This is a genomic window from Cerasicoccus frondis (assembly GCA_031296915.1).
Lineage (GTDB): Bacteria > Verrucomicrobiota > Verrucomicrobiia > Opitutales > Cerasicoccaceae > Cerasicoccus > Cerasicoccus frondis.
Genome location: JAVDPC010000001.1, coordinates 147567 through 170729 on the forward strand (window position 1 = coordinate 147567; position 23163 = coordinate 170729).

Sequence of the window (23163 nt, forward strand, 5' to 3'; positions counted from 1 at the left end):
TTTCAAATGAGTAATGAAAAATCTTCAAAACCCGTCGCACTGGTGACCGGTGGTTCGCGTGGCATTGGCTTCGGCTGTGCCGCCAAGCTGGCGGAATTGGGATTCAATGTCGCCATCAACGGGATGCGCGACGAATCCGCTGTTTCGGAGCCAATCGAAAAGCTCAAGGCGCTCGGCGCTGAGGTGCTTTATTGCCAGGGTGACATCGGTTCCGCCGATGCCCGCGCTGCGATGCTTGGCAAGATCAAGGAACGCTTCGGCAAGCTCAACGTCCTCGTGAACAACGCAGGCGTCGCGCCCAAGGAACGTAAGGACATCCTGGAAGCCACCGAGGAAAGCTTCGACTACGTCGTTGGCACCAACGTCAAGGGGCCTTACTTTCTATCGCAAAGTGCGGCCAATTGGATGATCGAGCAAAAGGCCGCCAACGCGGACGAGTTCTTCACGATCATCAACGTCGGCTCGATCTCGGCAACCGTCGTATCGACCAACCGCGGCGAATACTGCGTCTCCAAGGCTGGCATCGCCATGATGTCCCAGTTGTTTGCCGCGCGCCTCGGCGAGTATGACATCCCGGTTTACGAAATTCGCCCGGGCGTCATCAAGACAGACATGACCAGCGGCGTCACCGACAAGTATGACAAGTTGATCGGCGATGGCCTTTGCGTGACCAAGCGTTGGGGCTTCCCGGAAGACATCGGCAAGGCTGTGGGTTCGCTCGCCAAGGGCGACTTCCCCTACTCGACCGGTCAGGTAATCATGATTGACGGCGCCTTGACGATGCCACGTCTTTAATATGGAAAGATTAAAGCCATGGTAAATCTAGAACAATTCCCTGTCATTCCGGTCATCGTCATCGATCATGCTGACGACGCCGAACCCCTTGCCGAAGCTCTGCTCAACGGCGGCCTGAACATTATCGAGGTCACCTTCCGCACTGCGGCGGCGGCAGACGCCATTGAGCGCATCGCGAACAAGTTTCCGGAAATGCTCGTTGGCGCCGGCACCGTCGTCACCCACGAGCAGGCCCAGCGTGCGATTAACGCGGGCAGCAAGTTCGGCCTCGCGCCGGGCACCGATCCGGAGACCATCGCCTACTTCAAGGGCAAGAACGTCCCGTTCATCCCCGGCATCATGACGCCGTCGGACATTCAAGCAGCTTACAAGGCTGGATGTGAGCGGCTGAAGTTCTTCCCGGCAGGCGCGGCTGGCGGCCCCAAGCTGCTCAAGGCGATGTCGGCTCCCTACGGAAATCTCGGCATTAAATTCTGCCCAACAGGCGGCGTATCGCTCGACAACATGCTGGAGTATCTATCGATGAAGGAAGTCTTCGCCATCGGTGGCTCCTGGCTCGCGACCAAAGATCAAATCGCCAACAAGGATTGGTCCGGCATCACCCAACAAGTGAAGGAAGCGCTCGCCAAGGCGGCTGAAGCGTAGTCCAACTTTTCAGATAAACATCAAAGCGCCCGGGTCATTCACCCGGGCGCTTTGTTTCGCAAAGTTACTTTGCGGTAGAAAGCTTATGCGGTAGGCGTTGTATCTTGCACACCATGTTTGGCTGCTAAGCGATCTGCCGCCTCACTGCGGCCTGTTTCCCGTAGACGCTTTAGGTAAGTGACGGGGTCTGTCTTAGAATGCAGGGAACCACCCTCACTGAGCACGGTATCCATCGGGTCAACGTCGTAGCGGGACTTCTCCATCATCTCCTGCTTCCACTTGGCGATCATCGCCTTACCCTTCGCCGCAAGCTCCGGATTGGATTTCGCGAGATTGTTTTGCTCATGCGGATCGTTGGCCAAGTCGAACACCATCAGGTCCGGGTAGTCATGCCAGGAGTCATGGTAAGTCTCGATGCAGATGTAGTCATCCCAACGCGCCGCACGCTGACAGCACCAAGCTGCCTGCGAGGTAACCAAGTGCTCGCGGTGCGCCTTGTTCGGCTCGCTCAGGTTCTGCGCAAAACCTTGTCCGTCCCAAACGTCTGGCACTTCCATGCCGGAAAGCTCAAGCGACGTCGCGGCCATATCGAGCGAATACAAGAGGCGATCATCGGACTCGCCTGCACGGCTGTCCGTAACGCCCGGCCAGCGCACGATCATCGGAATGTTGCAGGTAAACTGGTCGGCGGTCTGGTGGTCGCCGTAGACGTTCAGCTCGCCGAGGTTTTCACCATGGTCAGCCGAGATGATGATGGCGGTATTTTCATACAAGCCCTGATCCTTCAGGGACTGGATAATTTGGCCCACATAGTAGTCGGCGTAAGCGACACCACAGTCGTAGCCATCGAACATGCGCTTAGCTTGCTCCATGCTAGAAATGGAAACCGGCTGACGCTCCACAACCGAGGGAGTTACGTGTCTCTCCATCCATTTTGGAAGAGGGACAAACTCATTTACCTCTTGCGCTGAGTGTGGCCCTGGCTGCGTCCAATGCAACTGACGCGTTTCCTCGGTATACCAGTCCGGTATGGGATCGTTTTCAAATGGGTTGCCAAAATCCAAAGGCGTGCGATACGGAGTGTGGGGGTCCCAAACGTTGAGCCACATGAAGAAAGGTTTCTCGTCTCCTCCCTTACGCTCCAACCAATCGGTTACTTGCGGTGCGATTGCATCCGCAGTTTCCTGACCATTGCCGCCAGTATTGTGGATTTCCATGAAACCGGCGTACCAGTGCCAGGCTCCATGGCGTTGCGCGAAGGGACTAAACGCCACGGTGTGGTAGCCCTTGTCTTGAAATTGTTTAGCCCAATTGGGGTCGGTCATGTTGCAACTAAAGCCACGCTGTTCGCCCCAAAGGAAAGGCTGCGAGGCAACGCCGCCATGGTTAATGACTCCCGTATGAATACCAAATCGGCCCGTAGTCATCGCCGTGCGACTTGGTAGACAAGGCACATCTGGCGCGTAGCAGTTGGTGAAACGCAGTCCTTCGGCAGCCAAAGCGTCAATGTTGGGGCTGGTTTTACGGTGGTAACCATAGCAGCCGAGATGGTCAGGCCGCAGCGAGTCGATATCGATGTAGAGGATATTCATGCTTACAGGGTTGTTTTTAGGTGTTTGATAATTGCTACTTTTTCTCTCTCCGCCAATGGCGTCTGCCGTTGCACAATAGAGAGGATGCCAGTCAGCTTCTGGCCTTCGAGGACGGGTCGTGAAAAGCGGCGGAAACCATTCTCGTTGAAATCACAATCCAGCGCCCAACCACACTCACGCGCTTCCTGAATACGCATTTGGACAATGCGCTGCCCGAGCTTATGACGGCGACCTTCACGCCAGATCCACGATTTGGCCAACGGTTGAAACTCATCTTGAAATGCAAAGAATATCAGCGCTGTAGAATCCAGTTCGCTCAACTCCCGCTCAAAGCCAATACGTGCGCGCAACGCCACCAGTTCATCATCAGGTTCCGCTCTATCAATTAGGCAAATTCTTCTTCCTTCTACGCTGTAAAGTTCCGTGCAGCAATGAACGCTGGTCGCCAATTGAGGTAACAGCTTTTTCGCATCAATCATGGCGGCCGACGAGGCAACATCGACAGGACGCAAAGTGAGCCGCGCCCCCCAAAGTTTAGTGGTCGCATCTTGCTGTACTGCGCCAAAGGCCTCCAGAGCCTGCAAGTAACGCCAAACAGAGGATTTCGGCCATGCAGTTTTTCTCACCAGCGCCTCCAGTGAAATCTGCCCATCTCGACAAATCAATGAGAGCAGCTCTAAACCACGCGTCAATGCCGGCGCCGGATCAGCTTTACGAGGTGTTTCAACGATCAACTCCATGTTCTATATATAGAATTCATATTTCATACTGGGAACTTCGTCAGATAAATCAAGACTCAATCTGCGGCATCTCAAACAGGAAAAATGAATTCCTTTTGCTTTGCGCAACACTCGCGGAAACTTATAGTGCGAAAGCATGACCCCAGATGAGAAAAAGCAACGGCTTCGCAATGTCCGCTTGTTCCGTGATTTAGACGACTCTGAGATTACAGCGCTTAGCCTAGGCTGCCGACAAATCAGTGTTCAAGCTGGCGAACTAGTCGTCGAGCAACATGGTGAGGGCGACGAAATGCACTTCATTATCGAAGGCGAGTTTGAGGTATTCCTGAGCCAGAAATCACTGGGCTTTGAAAAAGAAATCGGACTCCTGGAGCCAGGCGCATACTTTGGCGAAATCGCACTCATTTCTGGCAAGAAGCGCACCGCATCCGTACGCGCCAAGACGAACGGCAAACTCCTTTCACTACCTCGCGACATATTTTTAGAGCAGTGCAAACGCTCGCCCGAACTGACGCTTAAACTATGCCAGGCGCTCACGGGCTACATTCAAAAAAGTGCCCGCCAACGTTCCACCATCGCGTTCATCAGGCTCACCGACGCGAACCCAGAGCCTGGTGTCCTTCGCTTGATACCAGACGAAGTTTCCAACGTTTGCCAAGCCGTCGCGATCGATCGCGAGGGAGACTTGGTAACCGTGGTCATGGTAAATCCCGAAGACACACAGAAGCGCAACTTCCTCGAACAGGCCTTAAGACCGCTAAAACCAGAATTCGCCGCAACGAACGCAGACGATATGGCCACCTTTACTGCGCGCATGGCCGCGAAACATGGTTACCGCACAAAGAAGCCAACCAGCGTAAAATTAGACTTTCGCGGCCCTGATGGGCAACTGATAGATATCACAGATAACGATGCAGCCAAGGTTTTACGCGAAGCATTGCGAGAGGCCATCGACCTCAAGGCCAGCGATGTCCACTTTGAGCCCAAGCGCAATCATTTGGAAATTCGGGCGCGTGTAGATGGGCGCCTCCTCCCGGTCCGTGATGACGTGCCCCACAAACTCATCCGCCAAGTAACCTCGATGATCAAAGTCTTGGGCAACCTCGACATCGCTGAGCGCCGACTACCTCAAGACGGCAATTTCGTCATCCAAGCAGACGATCTGGAAATCGATGCACGGCTTTCGCTGATGCCCACTCAATACGGCGAAAAAGCAGTTGTCCGTTTGCTTGATCCACGCGCACAGCTACATCACTTGAATCAGATAATATCAAGTGAACCCGTCTACGCCATGGCGACCGAGTTCTTCACACGAGCCGCAGGCCTCACACTTGTTACGGGCCCAACTGGATCAGGGAAAACAACCACGCTTTATGCCGGACTGCGCACAATCTGGGAGCAGAACAGACTCCTCAATATTGTGAGCGCAGAGGACCCCATCGACCAGCGTCTCAATTTCGCAACACAGACCCAGATCCTCCCTACAGTTGGTCTGAACTTCCCAGCTGTCCTGCGTGGACTGCTACGCCAAGACCCAGACGTGATCTTAATCGGCGAAATACGGGACGAAGCATCAGCCTCCATTGCACTGGAGGCTGCGATCACCGGCCACAACGTGCTCTCCTCCTTACACACAAAACGCGCGACTGAATCCATTGCGCGGCTTCGCAAGCTGGGCGGCGAACCATATTTGATCGCAACTGCGCTGAATGGCGTGATTAGCCAACGGCTGCTGCCACGACTCAATCCTCAAGCGCTCATCAAGGTGGAGGAGAGCGATGAAGAAATTAAGCGGCTCTTACAAATCGATGTGCTCGAAGAAGTAACCGGCAACATCTGTCGAGGTTCACTGAACTCGCCGGAAGTACCTGCGGAAATTGGTCGAGTCGGCTTGTTTGAATTGCTGGGAGTGGATCAAGCCATACGTAACGCAATCGAAACCACTGCAACCAGCCAGCAATTGGAAGCGTGCCTGACTCCTCGCAACTTTATCAGCATGAAACGCTATGCTCGTTACCTTCTACTGGAGCAACTGGTATCTCCTGCGACAATTTTAAGCGTCTTCCCTGAATCGCCCACAGTGCAGCCGGTATAGCGAACCTTGCCAATCGCAACCCAGACAGTAACTTCGTCACTATGTTGAAAATATCCGCCAGAGTTGAAATACCCGCCCATGAAATCCAGTGGAATATGGTCAGGGCGCAAGGTCCAGGCGGCCAGCATGTCAACAAGACCTCAACAGCAGTTCAGCTTTTCTTTGATGTTAAAGCCTCGTCATTGCCACCTTACTACAAAGAACGAATTTTACAGCGAAATGACCAGCGCATCACTGAAGCAGGCAAAGTGGTTATCAAGGTGCAAGAGACACGTTCGCTGGAGATGAACCGTGAGTTAGCTCTGGAACGCTTGCGCGACTTAATCCTCGAAGCAACGAAGGTTCAAAAGAAACGTCGACCTACTCGGCCAACCCGCAATTCGCAAAAGCGTCGTATCGACAAGAAGAAACAACAGGGAGAAAAAAAGGCTATGCGTCGAAAGCTCGACTAAGCAGAGTCTCCGATTGACTATAGTGGGTGCGCGCCAAGGATTTCCTCGCCAGACCAAGCGCCTGACTTATCAGCAACTTCAGCTCGAATCGCTGCAACGCTTTCTTCGGTAACCTCAGAGGCTCCATTATCCCAAGAGGCGCGAACATACGTAACAACCGAAGCAATCTGGTAATCATTCCAACCGGCGCCATTTTCACCGTAGGACGGCATGTTGCCATTGTAAGAGCCACCCTCGACTTCGATTGGTCCGGAAAGACCACGCAAGACAATCTTCACAACACGAGCCTCGTCTCCAACGACCCAGGCAGAGCCAGCCAGCGGAGGAAACGCCCCCGGAACGCCAGCGCCAGTCGCTTGGTGGCAAGCTTGGCAATTGGTCTTAAAGAGTCGCTCACCAGTCACCATCAATGGCGGTTTCTCCGCAACCGCCTCAGTCATGCCTGGCTTCCAATGTGGATTATACACGTCCCAACGAAATTCCGCAGAATAGTTGGCAATGTAAACACCACCCCAAAAAACCAACCCTCCAAAGAGGAAGAGCAACAACATGGGCACCGGGGAAAAACCTTCACTTGGTTCGTCTTTCTCACGTAACAGCTGGGAGTGTACGATGTGAATATCATCGTCCTCGTAAGGAACGCTGTCTCCGGGTAGACGCTCTTTTTGGGTGTCGCTCATTGAGTTATTGGGCAAACCGGGATTCGGGAAGTTCGTAGTCGAGCTTGAGGCTCAGCAGATATTCAACCAGTTGGTTAGCACGTTCAGTAGGCACAATTTCATAGCCTTCCGGTGGCTGCTCTTCAGGGAAGGTGTCTGGTATGGTCAACGCATTCGGTGAAGGAGCATCGCCTATTTTCTGTGTTTTATACAGATAGCGGAATGGAGGCATGATCGAACCTGGTGACGTAATCTGCGGGTTGTAAAGATGCAGGTGATGCCAATCGGCGCTCGGCTGGCGCTGGCCAATCGTCATTAAATCCGGCCCGGTTCGGCTTGTTCCCAAGAGCACGCGTTCCTGCAAAATGTAATCACGAGGCACAGTTTGTCGATCACCCCAGCCACGCTCCCAGTCCGCGCCAAAACCTTTACGACGCACCTGCTGAGAGTGGCAATACAAACAACCTTGATTGATATAGATCTGTTTTCCCTGCTGCGCAACACCCACACGGGCAATTGGCATCGGGGTTTCACCCTCGTTCAACGCGATTGGCTTAAGGTCGCCAAACTGAATAACCGAGCTCAGGATCAAGCCAGACCAGGAAAAGGCCAGCATGAAGAAAATTCCAAAGAAAAGCAGTGGGAGATTTTTCATCGCTTAGGCGCCCTTCCCTTCAACTTTACCGAGTAGCGTCGGGCCTTCCTTGTAGCGGACAGCGCGTGGGCCTATCAGCATCCAAAGGAAATTAACAAAAAACGCGAAGTGACCAATCGTGAGCAAGATACCCGAAACTGAGCGGGAAAACAGCCAAGGAACAAGCGCCTTGATGACCGTAATCGCCTCCGGATCAGAACTAGTAAATGGAATGTCTGGATTGTTCAGGTTCAAACCTTGAATCCAACCGCCCAATTGCAGGCCGACAATCATGATGCCAATTCCAAGGCCGGAGCACCAGAAGTGCACTTTGATCAATTTCGCCGACGGCCATTCGCGAGCAAGTAAGCGAGGCATCATGAAGTAAATGCCTCCAAACATCGTCATCGCAAAGAAGGCATAAACGCCATGGTGAGCGTGACCTACGGTAAATTGCGTGAAGTGCGTGACAACGTTCACATCACGTAGCGCCATCCAAGACCCAAAGAAGCTGGCGAGCGTATAACTCATTGCGCCAAAAACGATGAAGCGCAGTGTCGGGCTGCACCAAACCGCACGGGCGTTGCCGACCGCAGTCATGTGGTGGTTGATCGCTGTCACCACGACAGGAATAACCATCATCACACTGGCCACGATGCCGCAGGAAATTAACCATACTGGGATGGGACCACCAATCAAGTGGTGCACGCCAGCCCAGTTGTAAAATAGAGCGAGTGACCAAAAACCGAGCAGCGACAGATAGTAGCTGTAAATCGGGCGACCCAACACCTTAGGCATCAGGTAATAGATCGTAGCCAAGCCCATGGGTGTCATCCAAAGACCAAGCACGTTGTGCGCGAACCACCAATTAGTCAGTGCTTGGATTGTGCCGCGCGCGGGCTCAAAGAGAATCATGGTTTGGGCCACGACATAAAGCCAGGGAAACCAAAACAAAGCGCCCAAAATGTACCATTGTGACACATAAACATGACCACGCTCACGGTAGCGGAACATCAGAATTCCCCACATGCCAATCAGCACATAGGAGAAAGCCAGCAACGGCGCAACCTGCATCGGCATCTCAAGCCATTCAATAGAGGTCAATCCACCACTGAGAATGCCAACAATGCCCACAAAGACTGCCAGATTCCAAAAGAAACCAGCAATGATCAACATGCTGGAATAGCGAATATGCGCCTTACACAAACGCGCCATAATCCACAGGCCGACACCAAATACTGCGTTATTTGACCACCCGTATGCCATCGCGTTCAAGTGGGCGGAACGTGCGCGACCAAAGGTCAGGAATTCCCAGTCCGCCAGAAAATTTGGGCTATGCAACTTGAACGACGCAACGATGGCGAAGAATGTCCCCACCAACAACCAAAGCACGGCACAGGTCGTGAACATGATGGCAGGCGCGCGCATCTGCTGGTCCACCTCGCTCAACGCGACCTTCGGCGAGACCTGCGTCTCCCTTTGTGGATCGATATTGCTGAAAAATGAAAGAAGTGGACTCATTATTTAGCTCTTTTCAGCCTCACGCAGCTTCCGTGCGGCATCGGCGGCCTCGCCGGGAAAGTAGTCTGTATGCACACCCTCAGGTTCTTCTTCGTCAAAAACCACGCGCGAGCCTTGTTCAAAATTGCGAAGTTGCCCGTTTTTGGCGGCCCATACCAATGCACACACTGCTGAAGCGAAGAACACTCCGCCAAAAGCAGCGATAATCATCAGGTATAGGTTCCATTCAAACATCTAGACAACTCGTATACGCCAATTGGCAATTAGGGTTTATTTATCTTCTTTGTCCCCACTCAACTTTGGAACGACGAGCTTCATGGCTTCGTCGATGGGTATTTGGACCTGCCCGGTCTCTTTATTGAGCATTTTGTAGCTGGAAGCAGTGTTGGCTTCCGTTGCTTGCATTTCCTCCAAAGTGGCTTTTCGTTGAGCCACGATCTCGGCGTCCGCCGGTTCGCGATCGCTGGCAGGCACATAGTAGGCAATGTAGATCAGCAGGCCAAAGAGCAGCATTGTCCCCAACGCGCCGACAACCGACAGCGTAAAGTTCGAATGGCTGGTCTCAGGTGCTCCGTGTAAATCGTGTTCGTCGCTCATGATCGTTGATTAATTACTGGTGAGCGTGGAGCGATTCCTTGATGCGGGGATCGTTAACAGGAATCGGCATATGCTTGGCGGCGCTGCGCAGTGTCGCCCAGATAACAATACCGCCAAAACCGATGATTGCGGCGAGGTCCCATCCGTTGGGAACAAATTGCTGCACATCGTAGCCGAGGATGTTATCGGCGTTCTTCTGCTTCGGCAGAATATTCCAATACATATCCAGCAGCGTGAAAAGTAAGATCCAGGTGCAGATGCCCATCAGGCGGCTGCGGATGACCTTGGTCTTATAGAAAAGCAAAACCAGGAACGGAATCAGGAAATGGCCGAAAATCAGAGCCATCGACACCCACCACCAAGTGCTCTTGCTGCCGTCAAGATTCAGTTCGCGTATGTTAAACCAGAAGGTTTCTTCAGGAATGTTCGCGTTATAGATCAAGAAATACTGCGAGAAGCTAATGTAGGCCCAGAACACCGTGAACGCCAAGCAAAGACAGCCCAAGAAGTAGTTGTGGTTCTTGTTATAGAAGCCCTGCAGCCACCCCTTGCAGGCAGCGAAGTTGCAAAGAAGAACGGAGCCAGCCAAGCCAGCGCGCATCGATGCTGCGAAGAACCAAACACCGAACATGGTCGAGAACCAGTGGTAGCTCAAGCTCATGAACAAGTCGAAGGCCATGAAGGTCGTGGCAAAAGCGGTCAAGAAAATGCCAACGGCGGAAATCTTACGGCAAGCCAGGAAGTGCTTCGGGTCCGGGTGCGTGTCATTGGTGATGGAGTGCTTGCGAAGCAAGGCGCCAAGTCCACAGAAAACCAAGAAGTAAGCGATCAAACGCGCAATGAAAAACGGCGTATTCAGGTATGGCGCCTTGGCAATGTAAAGCGCATCATGCTCAACAGTGTGGCCGTGGATGCCCGGCAGCATATAGGTCGGGTCCATCCACTTCCAGATGGCGCCAGAGCTGTTATCTCCAACAAAGAAAGGGAGAATGACGACAGGAATGATAAGGAGCGCCATGAACGGGAACGCGGCAAAGGCGTTCTCCCACTGACGGCGAATAATAACCGCCCATCCGGCATTAAACAGGTAGGTCAGCTGAGTCAGGAAGAGCATGCCAATCAGCATGGCCATCCAGAAACCGAAGCCGATCAGCCAGCTTTGGCCCACGCGACCATGGCCATGGCTCAGGTCCATCACCAAGCCAACGAGTGCGATGACAATGCCCAGCACGCCGATGATCAGCGCAATGGTCGAAAAGTCTTTCTTGCCGCCTGAGGATGAGGCGACGCTAGCGGTAGCGGTTGTAGCGTTAGCGCTCATAGTCCAAGCTCCTTCCGGTATTGCTCAGGAACATCTTCCACAGTTGCATTTTGAGCCAGTTGCAGCGCACGGACGTAGGAAACTACCGCCCAACGCTCTTCAGGGTTCAGCTTCATACCGTAGGCGAACATCGTGTTCTTACCGTGGGTAATGGTGTTAAATATTTCGCCGTCAGGCATGTCGCGCAAACGATCATCGTGATAACTTGGCGTTGCAGCCATGCCATACTTCTTGGTGATGCCGTTGCCATCACCCACTTTGCCGTGACATGGTTGACAGAAAATCGTGTATTTCTTCTGACCCAGCTGAACCAGGTCGTAAGTAACCTCAATTGGGATGTCCTTTACGAAGTCCCCACTTTCGCTTTGACCAGTCCAAGCACTGGGGTTCTCAGCCTTGGCGAATTCATACTCGCCGTCGAAGACGTCCTTCACATCCCAGTTGTAGCCGCGGAGCACCGCACCCGGCACCATCGGGCGATCATTACGCTCGTCGGCGAAGAATTCATTTTGCCCCTGGGGCAAATACTTGGCCTGAATGTCCATGTCAGGGAACAACCAGATCGGAGGCTTGCGGAACTTCTCGCCACGGAATCCAAGAATGGAGACCGTTGCGACGACCACAAATAACCAGACTGCCAGAAATATGCGCATTTTAAGCTTCGACGACGTGGACCTCTTCGGCCCCGATTTCAGTTAGAAAAGCTTTGGTTTTATCGAGATCGAACTGCGGATCCGCCTTTTCGATTACGATGAAGAAGGTATCATCCCCGGACTTAATGAAGTCCTCAAACTCAAACAACGGGTGATTGTGACGGGGTAGCAAGTTCATGATGAACATGCCGCCCAGCGTGCCAAACGCCGCATTGAGAATAGTGAGCTCATACATGACGGGGAACGGGAACACAGGGCTCCAGTATGGCTTGCCGCCCACGATCAGCGGGTAGTCAAAACCGTTCATGTAGAAAGTAATCAGCATGCCCAGGCAGAAGCCGAAGAGACCGCCGCACAGGGTAAAAATAGGCACTTTCGAACGCCCAACTCCCATCTGGTCGTCAAGTCCGTGCACTGGGAACGGTGTGAACGTGTCCCATTTCTTGAATCCAGCATCGCGAACTTTCGCGGTTGCGGTGAAAAATTCGGGTGTCTTGCTGAACGTGGCCAGCAGAGCATATGTGGCTTTAGAGCTCATTAATGGTGGCCTCCTTCCGCGTAACCTTGACCTTGAGTTCCAGTTCCATGGCCGTGTCCATCGCCCTGCTTCATCACCGCCTTGATTTCACCCATGGGCATCATAGGCAGGAAGCGCAGGAACAAGAGGAACAGAACCGAGAACAGTCCGAATGTCCCAAAGAACGTAAAGATATCAACGATGGTGGGCGAGTAGTAACCCCAGCTGGACGGCAGGAAGTCATTGGCCAACGAGGTAACGGTGATCACAAAACGCTCAAACCACATACCCACGTTCACAAATCCGCAAATGATCCAGACCAGCCAGGTGTTTTCGCGGATCTTCTTGAACCAGAAGAGCTGAGGCGAGATCACGTTACAGCCGATCATGATCCAGTAAGCCCAGGCATATTGACCAAATGCGCGGTTGACGAAGGCAAAGACTTCGAAGTTGTTCGCACCATACCAGGCGATGAAGAACTCCATCGAGTATGCGTAACCCACCATGGAGCCAGTCGCCAGGATGATCTTACACATGCAGTCAATGTGGTACTGCGTAATCAGGTCGTGCAAACCATAGATGGCGCGCACTGGAAGCATCAGGGTCAGCACCATACCGAAGCCGGAGAAAATAGCACCCGCAACGAAGTATGGAGGGAAAATCGTGGTGTGCCAACCGGGCAAATTCGCAGCCGCGAAGTCGAACGAAACGATGGTGTGCACGGAGAGCACGAGCGGCGTCGAAAGACCGGCCAGCAGCAAGTAGGCCATTTCATAGTTACGCCAGTGGCGGTTGCTGTTGCGCCATCCCATGGCGAACAAGCCGTAGGCCAGCGCCTTGATCTTACGTCCGCCCTTTAAGGCGCGGTCACGCATGGTGCCGAGGTCAGGGATCAAGCCCATGTACCAGAAGAGCACCGAAACCGTTCCGTAAGTGGAAACCGCAAACACGTCCCATTCCAGCGGAGAGCGGAACTGCGGCCAGATCCAGTTACTATTCGGCAGCGGGAAGAGCCACCAGGCAAACCAAACACGACCAACGTGAAAGAGCGGGAACAAACCTGCGCAAACCACCGCGAAAATGGTCATCGCTTCCGCAGCGCGGTTAATCGATGTGCGCCATTTTTGACGCAAGAGACAAAGAATAGCGGAGATCAGCGTGCCAGCGTGGCCGATACCGATCCAGAACACGAAGTTCACAATCGCCCAACCCCAGTTAACCGGATTGGCCAAACCCCAAACACCGACGCCGGAAGACACAAGCCATGTCAAGCCGAACAGGGTGAAGGTCGCCATCATTGCAGCAATCGTAAACATGATCCACCACCAGCGAGGGGTTTTGGACTCAGGAATGCCACAAATCTTTTCGGTGACCCAATGGAAGTCGCGATCGCCGGTGACCAGCTCGGGGCGTGGCACTTCGACCGGCTTGACCTTCGCCAGCACCTCGTCGCGACGGCGCGCGGCTTCGGGGCTGAGGGTCAATTCTGCGGTGGAATCGGACATGGTTTGGTCAGATGTAAAGGTTTCAGGTTAGAAAGAGTTAGTGAGTGTGTTCTTCGTGGCTGTGGCTGTCGTGAGACTCGGCTGCCGGGGCGTGTGAATCGCCATGCGAATCGTGTCCGCCTTCGGTTGCATGAGAGTCGTGACTGTCATGGCTGCCATGATCTGCACCGTGACCACTCTTGTAATCGTATTCCTGGCGCGAAAGCGGCTTGCCAGCCTTCGGCATCTTCGGATTCGGATTGCGCAGCTTGGCCAAGTATGTGGTGCGCGGACGAATGTTCAGGTAGCCGAGCACCGCGTAATTGCGGTCTGACTCCTTCGCCTTCGAAACGGCGCTGTTCGGGTCGCTGATGTCGCCAAAAGTAATCGCGTCGGTCGGGCAAACCTGCTGACAGGCCACCTTGATCGTTCCATCCGGCACGTGGGTGTCGGATGAATCTTTAGCCTTGTTGAGCTGGTTAATCTTCGCCGATTCGATACGCTGAACGCAGTAAGTGCACTTTTCCATCACACCGCGCATGCGGACAGTGACGTTCGGATTCTTCTGCATGCGCGTCAGTTGGCTGGCTTCAGTCTTATACTTGTTGGGACCAAGTGGGCCAGCGTAGAGGCTGTTGCGCTCGCGCTTGTTGTAATCAAAGAAGTTGAAGCGGCGGACCTTATATGGGCAGTTGTTTGCGCAGTATCGCGTGCCAACGCAGCGATTGTATGCCATGGTGTTAAGCCCCTGCTCGTCGTGAACCGTTGCATTAACCGGGCAAACCGATTCACATGGCGCCAGCTCACAATGCTGGCAGGACATGCTCATGAAATTGACCTGGGGATCTTCCGGCAGCTCAGTATTCGGCAAGCTTGGGTCCGACGCAAAGTAACGATCCAAACGAATCCAGTGCATTTCGCGGCCGCGGAGCACCTGATCCTTACCCACGATCGGAATGTTATTCTCCGATTGGCATGCGATAACGCAAGCGTTGCAAGCCGTGCAGGTGTTGAGGTCAATGTTCATCCCCCACTGCTGTGGAGATTTAAATTGCTTAAGCCCTTCTTCCGAATTCCAGACGTCCACATTGGGGGCTGGTTTGCCGAAATCAGGTGTCTTGTAGAGAGAGCCGCCACGTGGAATATCGAGCGCCTTTTCGGCAAGCGAATCCTTACGCGCCGTGCCATAAACTGGCGGCGAGTGAGACTCCATCCCCAGCTTATTGACGAATTCCGGATCTTCCTGGTATTCGGTGTTGTTGGCTTCGCGGATAATCGCGCGGCCTTCCATCGACCAGTGTTCCTGGGTGTTCGCAAGTTGGTAACGCTCGTCAGTGACGCTGATTTTCACGCCAGTCGCCAGTCCCATCGAACCTGTAGTGGTCAGCGGATACGCGTCAAAGCCAATGCCCTTGCCAACGTTCGGCGCAAAAACATCTGTGCCGATGCGACCAGTCTTCTTGCGGCCAAAGCCGAGGGATACGACCACCGTATTGTCTGCCAAGCCGGGCAGCACATGAATTGGTCCAGTAACTTTTTGGCCGCCGACCTCGAGCGTGCCAAGACGGGCTTGCTCCTTGCCGATTTTAAAGTCGTTGGCATTCGGCTTAATGGCCTGCTTCGCCAAGAGCGCGGGCGGATCACTCAACAACGTTTGCTGAGGCAAAATACCATGCTTCTTCGCCAGCTTTGGGCTGATAATGATCGCGTTGTCCCAAGTAAGCTTGGTCATCGGATCCGGACACTCCATCAGCCAACCATTGTTGTTGAAGCTGCCGTCATAGGCATGCGTGCTGGGAATGATGCGGACCTCAAGCGCTTCTGCGGTAACAGCAGGCGTCGAAATCGTTGCGGCAGAAACAAGCTCCAGAGCTTTTTTGCCAGCTGAAGTTGCGCCTACTGTCGAATAACGCGCATCCAACCAAACGCCTTCAGCGAGCCACTTTTCGAAAGTAATGGTGTCGGTCTTTCCGGTGACTAGGCTAAAGGTCTCCTTGACGAGATCATACCCCTCGCCTGCCGGATCGATACCTTGCATGAGCGCAATGACTTCGACTTCCGAGAACCCGTCAAACAGGGGAAGGATCATCGGCTGCACCGGCAGGTAGTCACCGCAAATGGCGCGCCCGTCCCCCCAGCTTTCAAGGTAGTGATTGGCGGCGATGGTAACAGAGGACGCCTCGGACGTTTCGTCGTCGTAATAGCCATGGCGAATGACGTTTTCCGCGTTCTTGAGCGCTTCGCCGAACTTCAAATCCGCCGGTGCGTCATAAACAGGATTACCGCCCAAAATAACCAAAGTCTCGATGGACTTGCCGTTCAGCCCGTCAACGATGTCGGCGATGCCCGCATCCACCAACTCAGGCTGCTCGATGTACTTGATCGTGTGTCCATCGGCGCCAAGGGCTTCGTTCATCGCATAGACGAGAACGTGCACTTCCTCAGGAAGATGCGGTCCGGCGATGATCAGTGACTCACCCTTATGCTCCGCCAAGTCAGCGACGCATTCCTTGATCCACTTTTCGTTGCCTGAAATGCCCTTGGCTTGGTCCTTGAGCTTGGCGACGATTGCGCTGCTGCCGCCGGTTTGGCTCATCAGCTCAGCCGCGATCGCGGCAGTGAAGGCCGGAATATGAGCGGTAGCGGCGCGCAGACGGTGGTCAGCCATACCACCAGTTAGCGAGAAATTGGATTCAACCGCATAGAGGCGGTTCATCTGGTCGGCTTCGGAAGAATTTGTCACCTTCCGGCTCTTGCCGAAACCCTTGCTGTAGTGCAATTGACCGGGCTCGGTGGAGAGGAAATCGCTATCCAGCGCGAGAATGCGCTTCGCCTTGTCGAGCTGGTAGAATGGACGCGCTGGCTGTCCCATGACCTTGGCCATGGCGCGGATTGGCGCCGAGGTGTCGACTGGCTCGTATTCAGCCCAGACTGCTTCCGGGAATTGCTTCTTCAGCGAAGCCACCAAGCGGCGACGGGTGTCAGAAGTGGATGGACGAGCAAGAACCGCAAGCCCCTTGCCTTTCGCCGCAGCATACTTCTTTTGCAGCTCGGCTAGCATGGAACGGACACGGGCCTGATCGATCGGCTTACCACCCTTGGCGAAAGACTTTTGCACCCGATCAGGATCGTAAAGATCCAGCACACTGGCCTGGGCATAGGAGTCTGATCCACCGCCATAACCAGGATCAGAAGGGTTGCCTTCGATCTTGGTGGGACGGGCGTCATTGGTCTCTACGACCAACGGAATATTCTCTGCCGAACCGGGGTACGATGACGCATAATACATCGGCACGCCGGGCACCATCAGCTCAGGCTGCTTGGAATACGGCAGGATGTGGCGCGTGGGCATGCGGCAACCGGCAAGGCCAATGCCTGCAAGACCAGCGGATGCGCCCATCAGCTTCAGGAAGCTGCGGCGATCTGTTTCGTTGGCCTCAGTGGCGCCTTCAGGAAACTCACGTTCGAGCCATTCCTGGAATTCGGGTGTTTTCGCCAGCTCGCCCGGGCTGCGCCAGTATTTCGGCGCGGCCAGCTCGCGTTCTGTGGGCTCGGGATGGTGGAATTTGCGCTTCATCGGTGGCAACCGGAACAGCTCTGTGGCGGGTTAACTTTCCAATCGTGCACGAACTTCGTGCCCTGCTCGATCTGTTCCTCGCGGCTATCGTAGCGGAAATTAAGGTTAGTGACTTCGTCGACTGGACGAATGAAGTTTTCGGGATTGCGGTGACACTCCAAGCAGAAGGACATGGAGAGCGGCTTCGCGTGGTAAACTTCCTCCATCTCGTTGATCTGGCCGTGGCAGTGAACACAGGATACGCCACGGTTGATGTGCACCGAGTGGTTAAAGTATACATAGTCCGGCGTGCGGTGTATCTTGACCCACGGCACTGGTTCGCCTGACTCATAGCTGTTGCGGATCGGCGCAAGCTTCGGGCTGTCCGTCTTGATGAGGCTGTGGCAGTTCATGCAAGTAGATGCGGCTGGAACATTTGAGTGCTCCGAGCGGTCCACGAAGGTATGGCAATAACGGCAGTCCAGCCCCAATTGATCAACGTGCAGCGAGTGCTCGAACGACACCGGCTGAATCGGTTGATAACCGACGCGCAAATACTTGGGCGTTGCGTAATAGGTGACGCCGGCCACGACGGTGCCGACTGCCAGGCACAGGCAAATCACTATTTTGATCGGCGCTGTGTTGCTCCATTTAGGAAAGATATTGGCCATTGTTTGAACCGGAATCTGCGTCTAAAGAGTCGCGGACTAACTGCTCATGCGCTCGACTGCGCGAGGAGCTTTGCGAGCTTCCACTGGGAAGCGCGCGCGTTCGGGTTCAGCCGACGCTAGGTCACGCGTAGGGGCTGCGCCCGATTTCCGGGGCAATAAAAACAAACCAGCCGCTGCCGCGACAAGAGCCTGTAAAAAGGTTTTCCGATGCGTATTCGAGTCAGCCATGAGCAAGAAAGGAAGCATAGAAGGCGGATTCGTTTTTCTAATCAACCCCAAAATGAGTGCAAAACGTCACTTTATTGCAGAAGATGGCATTCATTAGCGATCGTTGATCTGCGTATTAGCTTAAGTGCTTCAGTACGCCTCGCTTCCCCTATGCCAATATTCCGTGCAAGGCGCCCTAAAAAACCCTCTATAATACGGGCTACAGCCCAACCCCATCGGATTCACACAACGCTGGCTGAAGAAATCGACACTCACACTCACTGGCCGATGCGCAATCAAACTTAGCCCGCGTCATCGATCACCAACTCAGGAACCATCAAATAGGTTCCAAACAGAAAAAACCACGATCCCATCATTAACGCGAAATAATTACCAAACCACTGCGGAAGTTCGACCGGACCTTGCCCAAAGTAACCAACCACGCTGGATGTCAGAAAGCCAAAGGATCCAAGCAGGCTGAAAAAATTAATCCACCAAGCTATGTCCCACCAGAGCCACGCCCACTTACGGTGGGAAACCTCCACCAGTCCCAAATAACTTGCAGTCACAAAAAAACACGAAGCCACCGTGCTGGGAGTCCAAACCAATATATCCGCAAACACCCAGTTCATGCCTTCCACCAGCCCCATCCCACAGTTGATGTTAAACGTGAGGGCGCCGATCAATTGCACGGACGCAATCCAGAAATCCAGTCGGTTCGGCGCAAAGCCTATCCAGCGAATTCGCCGGTCGCGCCGATCTTGCGGCTTTCGCTCTACATAGCGCTCCAACTCATGCGCCTTCAGTTGCACCGTTGCGTCAAGATCAGCATTCAGCGCCTCAAGCAAGAGCAAGTAACTGCCAATCGTAAACCAGAGCGAACCAATGAAACAAGTCAGCGCGTAGTTAAACGGCCTGATGCCCAACCAATCCAAAACCACAGGATAAGCCATCGGCACTGTGCCCGCCACGAAACAAAGCGAGCCAACGATAAAAATGCAGCCCAACCACCAGGAGAGACTACGCAAGCGCCACCCCCAGAGTTTCCAACGCAACGCATGCGGACTCCCCGCTTGGTTAACCTGATCAACCTGATGCCCATCTGCCCGCTGCGCCAACGGACTTTCGCTGGGATGCATCTCCGGGCCTCGGCGTTTGCGGTGTCGCCTCGAAGACCACACATGCAGCGAGCCATCTGGCAAGCGATGCACGACCCGGGTGATGAATGGGCCTACTCGATGGGTCGCGACATGCTCCCAGTACGGAGGAAAAGTAACATGGGACGGCAGGTCAGCAGCAGGAATCTGGTCAGCCATTCAGGCATCAAAAGCCCAGACTCAGTGAGGGGCAAGCCCTACCAGTCAAAGAGCTTTTCGAAAAAGCCCGGCTCATTCGCCTGGGATTTGGACGAAGCCGTTTGTTTGCTCACTGTCTGGCCTTCAAGCGTCTGGTAACTACCGACCTCAGTCTCGTCGCCCTTAATGCGCGCCATCACGCGGCGCTGTTCGGAGCTGAGTTGTGGCCCCTCGGTGGAACCAGCGGTCTGCACTGGAATGCCTTCACTCGTCTTGTTTTGCCAAAATTGGTAGCGATTGATGTCACGCAGGGAAACCTCATCCACCATCTCCGAAAAATGTTTGGCGTCCGGCGTATTCAGCTCCGTGCCGCTAAATTTATGCGACATCACGTTGTCGCGCAAGCGGTTCCAGTTCTGCACATTCGCCATTTTGCGCTCATCGGAATCCAACGTGATGTGCGCCTCTTTGCGGGGAATATTGTCATAGGAGAGTTCCGAAGTCGCGAATTCCTTTCCGCCTCGGCCCTGCAAGCTGTTCATGCGCTTATCGCCAATGCTGGAATACGTCCCGTGCCACTCCTGAAAACGCACCTTCTCCTTGTCCGTGCCAAACATCTCATCCGAGCGTGGCGAAGACAGGCTGCCAGCATCGAACTTCTTGTCTGTCAGGTTGTTGGTTCCACCAAGGTCGGCCAGCCGACGCGGGGCGGCGTCAAGCGTCGCCAAGGACAAAAGAACAGTTACAGCCCAAACGATATGCACACGGTGAAAAGTCATAAACACATTAGTGTATCACATCAGTCGAAATCTGAGAACCCTTTTTACGAGCACGCACCACGTTGACCGATTTTTCACTAAGCGCCAGGAGCCGCTTTTTGCCCAGCAGGGCCACTCATTACACGAATTGCCCTGAGCTCATAATGATAAACGCCAATCGTCTCGCGATCTAACTGCATTCCAATCTCCACCTCGACAGTCGACTGCTCTTCAATCGAGTAAACCTTGTCCACTAGCTCATCCGGCACAAGAAACCCCACGCCTTTACCTGGTCCGGTCGAAATACTGCCTTTCCCAAATTCCTCACCTAAATAAAACTGCCCACGATACGTAGAAACCGCATCCAAGTATCTGCGCTCCTTCCATTCGCGCATGGGATAGTAAAAATCAGAGTAAAACCGATTCACTGCTGGATAACGCGAAGCCATGTGCCCCAACACCAAAAATGCTCCAAAATACAAGGCTGCCAGCAAAGCAACCAGCAACCCCAAATATTGCGCAACACGTGCCATCACATTCAGCCAAACACCGTCCCCATCCTCTTGTCCACGCCAAACTTGACTCCCCGCCCCTGCCCCGAAATAGTCGCAGCGCATGAAGACTTACTTGGACCTGCTCCGTCACGTAATGGAAAACGGCGAAGACCGCGGAGACCGCACCGGCGTGGGCACGCGATCCGTTTTCGGCGCGCAGGCCCGGTATTCGCTCTCGCCGGATTTCCCCATGGTCACCACCAAGCGCGTGCACTGGAAGTCCGTTGTATACGAGCTGCTTTGGTTCCTTCGTGGCGAGACCAACGTCAAGTGGCTCCAGGAGCGCGGCGTCTCCATCTGGGATGAGTGGGCCGACGAAACCGGCAGCCTCGGCCGCGTTTACGGCGCTCAGTGGACCGATTGGCAAACCGCCGACGGACGCCGCATCAACCAGCTCGATGAGCTCGTCGAAGGCCTCCGCAAAAAGCCGCAGTCCCGCCGCCACATTGTCAGCGCCTGGAACCCCGCCGACCTGCCCGACGAATCACGCCCGCCGCAAGACAACGCCCGCGAAGGCAAAATGGCGCTCCCGCCCTGCCACGCCCTATTCCAATTTTATGTGTCCGAAGACGGCGGTCTCAGTTGCCAGCTCTACCAGCGCAGCGCCGACCTCTTCCTCGGCGTCCCGTTCAACATCGCCTCCTACGCCCTGCTCACCTGCATGGTCGCGCAGATAACCGGCCTTCAGCCCAAGGAGTTCATCCACACCTTCGGCGACCTCCACATCTATAAGAACCACTTCGAGCAAGTGGAAAAACAACTCGCCCGCGACACGCGCCCCCTCCCCCAGGTAAAGCTCAACCCAAGCATCACCAAGCTCGAAGACTTCGACTTCGACGACATCGAGCTCATCGGCTACGACCCCCACAAAGGCATCAAAGCCCCCATCGCGGTTTAACCAGCCTCTGGCTGGACCGGAGAGATTTACCATGGGGCCAACACACACAATTCGCGAAGTAATTCGAACTGGCAACGAAGGTGTTAAAATTGATATCGAAAAATATAATTTAACCTTTCCAGAATATTTGTGCGCAATAGCCTAAGGCACATGAAACAACTAAGCCGCATTTGGTCGATAGATGAAAAGCATGTCTATGCCATGGGCTCCAAACTTCGAAATGTATCTGCCGAAAGCTTTCGGGTTCTCAGTGAAGTATTCGCCACTGATGGTTTAGATGTATTCTACATCGAAGGTCGAATAAAGGGAGTCGATGCTGAGACATTTGAAGCTTGCGACTCTGGCATCTATTGCAACGGCCCAGGCTTTAACACCATTTCCCACAAAGGCTACGGGAGGGATAAGAATTCAGTATGGTTCTGCAATTCTGCGAGCGGAAAGCCCTGTATAGTTAAGAGAGCAAATCGGGATACCTTTGTAAGCATCGACGGCGCTTATGGCCGCGACCATAAAAATGTGTTCCGTGAGAGATATGCTTTGAATGGAGCAGACGCTAAAACGTGGCACAAGCTCTCGAAACACTTCAGCAAAGATCGCGAAAAAGTATTTTATCTAAGCAGAATAATCAAGGAAGCCGATCCCCAATCGTTCATGACACTTTGGCCGAATAATAGTTTCTGGGCAAAGGATAAGTTGAATTTCTATTACCAAGACCAAATCAGCACAAAGGAAGCTTACTTCAAAGATTACAGAGAGTATCACCAAGAGATGCTCGATAGTGAGAAAGTCCTTCAAGATAGGCTATAACTGCCACAACAGTCTAAAAACATGAAAACCTTCGAAGAAGCGACCGAGTTTGTGCTCAAGCATAAGGTGGTCACGGTGTTTGGCAGCAAGGGGTCTCCGCATCCTTCGCTCTGGGACAACACCGACCTCTCTGCCGATAAGCCCAAGGGCGGCGGATGGAGCCCGCGAGTCGTTGCCGTCTGGGATTGGAAAACGCGCATCCCGGAAACCTTTCCCGACGAGATATTCTACGGCAAGCTGCCCAACGGCGACGCCGTCCTCATGGAGCGCGAATACCTGCGCACCACGCATTACCCACAGGCATTCAAGCCGGTCAGCGAGCTTCCCCTGCTCTGCCAACAAATCTACGAATGCGTGCGCATCGAGCCGTGGACCACCACCGCGCTGCGCAAACACGCCGTTGCCGAATTCAACACCACCAAGAGCCGCTTCGACACCTCCCTGAAGAAACTCCAAAGCAGCCTGAACATCGCCCGCTCCATGGACCCGCAATGCGACGGCGACACCTGGATACTGTTCAGCGAAGCAAACCTCGACATCGTCGAAGCCTACCCCGAGCTCCAAACCGACTCCTAAAAGGCACCCGCAGTCAGGAACTGTGCCACCCGAGCAGGAGGGGTGACGCTTGTAGGTTCAACGTATCGTCAATTTTTCGAGAGATTCCGAGAATGTAAGTTTACAACTCGTCGGAGGAATCTCTCGAAATGGCGTC

23 protein-coding genes are annotated in these 23163 nt (G+C 53.9%); 7 read left to right on the top strand and 16 right to left on the bottom strand.

What is annotated here, in order from left to right; translation table 11 throughout:
• Positions 1 to 6 precede the first annotated feature (6 nt).
• Both RBB63_RS00645 and RBB63_RS00650 read left to right on the top strand, forming a co-directional pair.
• A complete protein-coding gene (locus tag RBB63_RS00645; protein WP_309380057.1) occupies positions 7 to 795 on the top strand; it encodes a 3-ketoacyl-ACP reductase in 789 nt (262 codons plus the stop codon).
• Between the two features lie 18 nt (positions 796 to 813).
• Entirely contained in the window at positions 814 to 1440 is a 627-nt protein-coding gene (locus tag RBB63_RS00650) for a bifunctional 4-hydroxy-2-oxoglutarate aldolase/2-dehydro-3-deoxy-phosphogluconate aldolase (RefSeq protein WP_309380059.1), read from the top strand.
• Between the two features lie 83 nt (positions 1441 to 1523).
• On the opposite strand, the gene RBB63_RS00655 is transcribed toward RBB63_RS00650, so the two are convergent.
• Together RBB63_RS00655 and RBB63_RS00660 are read right to left on the bottom strand one after the other, a co-directional pair.
• Complete coding sequence (locus RBB63_RS00655) at positions 1524 to 3032, bottom strand: sulfatase family protein (protein WP_309380061.1); 1509 nt, start codon at positions 3030 to 3032, stop codon at positions 1524 to 1526.
• A 2-nt stretch (positions 3033 to 3034) separates the two neighbouring features.
• Positions 3035 to 3772: a helix-turn-helix domain-containing protein gene (locus RBB63_RS00660; RefSeq protein WP_309380063.1), complete on the bottom strand. Its 738-nt coding sequence runs from the start codon at positions 3770 to 3772 to the stop codon at positions 3035 to 3037.
• 136 nt (positions 3773 to 3908) lie between these two features.
• On the opposite strand from RBB63_RS00660, the gene RBB63_RS00665 reads away from it, so the two are divergent.
• Together RBB63_RS00665 and arfB are read left to right on the top strand one after the other, a co-directional pair.
• On the top strand, positions 3909 to 5867 hold the full coding sequence (locus RBB63_RS00665) for an ATPase, T2SS/T4P/T4SS family (RefSeq protein ID WP_309380065.1): 1959 nt from the start codon (positions 3909 to 3911) through the stop codon (positions 5865 to 5867).
• A gap of 41 nt (positions 5868 to 5908) precedes the next feature.
• A complete protein-coding gene (arfB, locus tag RBB63_RS00670; RefSeq protein ID WP_309380067.1) occupies positions 5909 to 6319 on the top strand; it encodes an alternative ribosome rescue aminoacyl-tRNA hydrolase ArfB in 411 nt (136 codons plus the stop codon).
• A gap of 17 nt (positions 6320 to 6336) precedes the next feature.
• Here the strand turns inward: arfB and RBB63_RS00675 are convergent, their stop codons facing one another.
• The 14 genes from RBB63_RS00675 to RBB63_RS00740 form a co-directional block, all read right to left on the bottom strand.
• Positions 6337 to 6999 carry a c-type cytochrome gene (locus RBB63_RS00675; protein WP_309380069.1) on the bottom strand — a complete coding sequence of 221 codons (663 nt, stop codon included), beginning with the start codon at positions 6997 to 6999 and terminating at the stop codon, positions 6337 to 6339.
• A gap of 4 nt (positions 7000 to 7003) precedes the next feature.
• The gene (locus tag RBB63_RS00680) at positions 7004 to 7594 is read right to left on the bottom strand and encodes a cbb3-type cytochrome c oxidase subunit II (protein WP_309380071.1); all 591 of its coding nucleotides are present in this window, start codon (positions 7592 to 7594) and stop codon (positions 7004 to 7006) included.
• Positions 7595 to 7636: 42 nt separating this feature from the next.
• Positions 7637 to 9133: a cbb3-type cytochrome c oxidase subunit I gene (locus RBB63_RS00685; RefSeq protein WP_309380073.1), complete on the bottom strand. Its 1497-nt coding sequence runs from the start codon at positions 9131 to 9133 to the stop codon at positions 7637 to 7639.
• Between the two features lie 3 nt (positions 9134 to 9136).
• Positions 9137 to 9343, bottom strand: a complete 207-nt coding sequence (locus RBB63_RS00690) for a cbb3-type cytochrome oxidase assembly protein (RefSeq protein WP_309380075.1) — start codon at positions 9341 to 9343, stop codon at positions 9137 to 9139.
• A gap of 60 nt (positions 9344 to 9403) precedes the next feature.
• Complete coding sequence (locus tag RBB63_RS00695) at positions 9404 to 9730, bottom strand: hypothetical protein (RefSeq protein WP_309380077.1); 327 nt, start codon at positions 9728 to 9730, stop codon at positions 9404 to 9406.
• Positions 9731 to 9743: 13 nt separating this feature from the next.
• Positions 9744 to 11051 (bottom strand): hypothetical protein, encoded by a 1308-nt coding sequence (locus RBB63_RS00700; RefSeq protein WP_309380079.1) that lies wholly within the window; start codon positions 11049 to 11051, stop codon positions 9744 to 9746.
• On the bottom strand, positions 11048 to 11704 hold the full coding sequence (locus RBB63_RS00705) for a c-type cytochrome (RefSeq protein WP_309380081.1): 657 nt from the start codon (positions 11702 to 11704) through the stop codon (positions 11048 to 11050). The genes RBB63_RS00700 and RBB63_RS00705 overlap by 4 nt, the downstream gene beginning before the upstream one ends.
• Position 11705: 1 nt before the next feature.
• Positions 11706 to 12242, bottom strand: coding sequence for a DUF3341 domain-containing protein (locus RBB63_RS00710; RefSeq protein ID WP_309380083.1), 537 nt, complete (start codon positions 12240 to 12242; stop codon positions 11706 to 11708).
• Positions 12242 to 13726, bottom strand: a complete 1485-nt coding sequence (nrfD, locus tag RBB63_RS00715; protein ID WP_309380085.1) for an NrfD/PsrC family molybdoenzyme membrane anchor subunit — start codon at positions 13724 to 13726, stop codon at positions 12242 to 12244. The genes RBB63_RS00710 and nrfD overlap by 1 nt, the downstream gene beginning before the upstream one ends.
• Positions 13727 to 13763: 37 nt before the next feature.
• Complete coding sequence (locus tag RBB63_RS00720) at positions 13764 to 17282, bottom strand: TAT-variant-translocated molybdopterin oxidoreductase (protein WP_309380087.1); 3519 nt, start codon at positions 17280 to 17282, stop codon at positions 13764 to 13766.
• On the bottom strand, positions 17279 to 17932 hold the full coding sequence (locus tag RBB63_RS00725) for a cytochrome c3 family protein (RefSeq protein WP_309380089.1): 654 nt from the start codon (positions 17930 to 17932) through the stop codon (positions 17279 to 17281). Before RBB63_RS00725 ends, RBB63_RS00720 begins: the two co-directional genes overlap by 4 nt.
• 509 nt (positions 17933 to 18441) lie before the next feature.
• Positions 18442 to 19455, bottom strand: coding sequence for a hypothetical protein (locus RBB63_RS00730; protein WP_309380091.1), 1014 nt, complete (start codon positions 19453 to 19455; stop codon positions 18442 to 18444).
• A 38-nt stretch (positions 19456 to 19493) separates the two neighbouring features.
• The gene (locus RBB63_RS00735) at positions 19494 to 20162 is read right to left on the bottom strand and encodes a hypothetical protein (RefSeq protein WP_309380093.1); all 669 of its coding nucleotides are present in this window, start codon (positions 20160 to 20162) and stop codon (positions 19494 to 19496) included.
• 128 nt (positions 20163 to 20290) lie between these two features.
• Entirely contained in the window at positions 20291 to 20809 is a 519-nt protein-coding gene (locus tag RBB63_RS00740) for a hypothetical protein (protein WP_309380095.1), read from the bottom strand.
• On the opposite strand from RBB63_RS00740, the gene RBB63_RS00745 reads away from it, so the two are divergent.
• From RBB63_RS00745 to RBB63_RS00755, 3 genes are all read left to right on the top strand, one after another.
• On the top strand, positions 20808 to 21644 hold the full coding sequence (locus tag RBB63_RS00745; RefSeq protein ID WP_309380097.1) for a thymidylate synthase: 837 nt from the start codon (positions 20808 to 20810) through the stop codon (positions 21642 to 21644). The genes RBB63_RS00740 and RBB63_RS00745 overlap by 2 nt on opposite strands.
• Positions 21645 to 21794: 150 nt before the next feature.
• Complete coding sequence (locus RBB63_RS00750) at positions 21795 to 22451, top strand: DKNYY domain-containing protein (protein WP_309380099.1); 657 nt, start codon at positions 21795 to 21797, stop codon at positions 22449 to 22451.
• Positions 22452 to 22472: 21 nt separating this feature from the next.
• Complete coding sequence (locus RBB63_RS00755) at positions 22473 to 23027, top strand: AlkZ-related protein (protein WP_309380101.1); 555 nt, start codon at positions 22473 to 22475, stop codon at positions 23025 to 23027.
• The last annotated feature ends 136 nt before the right edge of the window (positions 23028 to 23163 follow it).

What these genes read in the sequence shown, in the direction of transcription:
- RBB63_RS00645 (WP_309380057.1), top strand. Translation starts at nt 7, where the DNA reads ATGAGTAATGAAAAATCTTCAAAACCCGTCGCACTGGTGACCGGTGGT.
- RBB63_RS00650 (WP_309380059.1), top strand. Translation starts at nt 814, where the DNA reads ATGGTAAATCTAGAACAATTCCCTGTCATTCCGGTCATCGTCATCGAT.
- RBB63_RS00655 (WP_309380061.1), bottom strand. Translation starts at nt 3,032, where the DNA reads ATGAATATCCTCTACATCGATATCGACTCGCTGCGGCCTGACCATCTC.
- RBB63_RS00660 (WP_309380063.1), bottom strand. Translation starts at nt 3,772, where the DNA reads ATGGAGTTGATCGTTGAAACACCTCGTAAAGCTGATCCGGCGCCGGCA.
- RBB63_RS00665 (WP_309380065.1), top strand. Translation starts at nt 3,909, where the DNA reads ATGACCCCAGATGAGAAAAAGCAACGGCTTCGCAATGTCCGCTTGTTC.
- arfB (WP_309380067.1), top strand. Translation starts at nt 5,909, where the DNA reads ATGTTGAAAATATCCGCCAGAGTTGAAATACCCGCCCATGAAATCCAG.
- RBB63_RS00675 (WP_309380069.1), bottom strand. Translation starts at nt 6,999, where the DNA reads ATGAGCGACACCCAAAAAGAGCGTCTACCCGGAGACAGCGTTCCTTAC.
- RBB63_RS00680 (WP_309380071.1), bottom strand. Translation starts at nt 7,594, where the DNA reads ATGCTGGCCTTTTCCTGGTCTGGCTTGATCCTGAGCTCGGTTATTCAG.
- RBB63_RS00685 (WP_309380073.1), bottom strand. Translation starts at nt 9,133, where the DNA reads ATGAGTCCACTTCTTTCATTTTTCAGCAATATCGATCCACAAAGGGAG.
- RBB63_RS00690 (WP_309380075.1), bottom strand. Translation starts at nt 9,343, where the DNA reads ATGATTATCGCTGCTTTTGGCGGAGTGTTCTTCGCTTCAGCAGTGTGT.
- RBB63_RS00695 (WP_309380077.1), bottom strand. Translation starts at nt 9,730, where the DNA reads ATGAGCGACGAACACGATTTACACGGAGCACCTGAGACCAGCCATTCG.
- RBB63_RS00700 (WP_309380079.1), bottom strand. Translation starts at nt 11,051, where the DNA reads ATGAGCGCTAACGCTACAACCGCTACCGCTAGCGTCGCCTCATCCTCA.
- RBB63_RS00705 (WP_309380081.1), bottom strand. Translation starts at nt 11,704, where the DNA reads ATGCGCATATTTCTGGCAGTCTGGTTATTTGTGGTCGTCGCAACGGTC.
- RBB63_RS00710 (WP_309380083.1), bottom strand. Translation starts at nt 12,242, where the DNA reads ATGAGCTCTAAAGCCACATATGCTCTGCTGGCCACGTTCAGCAAGACA.
- nrfD (WP_309380085.1), bottom strand. Translation starts at nt 13,726, where the DNA reads ATGTCCGATTCCACCGCAGAATTGACCCTCAGCCCCGAAGCCGCGCGC.
- RBB63_RS00720 (WP_309380087.1), bottom strand. Translation starts at nt 17,282, where the DNA reads ATGAAGCGCAAATTCCACCATCCCGAGCCCACAGAACGCGAGCTGGCC.
- RBB63_RS00725 (WP_309380089.1), bottom strand. Translation starts at nt 17,932, where the DNA reads ATGGCCAATATCTTTCCTAAATGGAGCAACACAGCGCCGATCAAAATA.
- RBB63_RS00730 (WP_309380091.1), bottom strand. Translation starts at nt 19,455, where the DNA reads ATGGCTGACCAGATTCCTGCTGCTGACCTGCCGTCCCATGTTACTTTT.
- RBB63_RS00745 (WP_309380097.1), top strand. Translation starts at nt 20,808, where the DNA reads ATGAAGACTTACTTGGACCTGCTCCGTCACGTAATGGAAAACGGCGAA.
- RBB63_RS00740 (WP_309380095.1), bottom strand. Translation starts at nt 20,809, where the DNA reads ATGCGCTGCGACTATTTCGGGGCAGGGGCGGGGAGTCAAGTTTGGCGT.
- RBB63_RS00750 (WP_309380099.1), top strand. Translation starts at nt 21,795, where the DNA reads ATGAAACAACTAAGCCGCATTTGGTCGATAGATGAAAAGCATGTCTAT.
- RBB63_RS00755 (WP_309380101.1), top strand. Translation starts at nt 22,473, where the DNA reads ATGAAAACCTTCGAAGAAGCGACCGAGTTTGTGCTCAAGCATAAGGTG.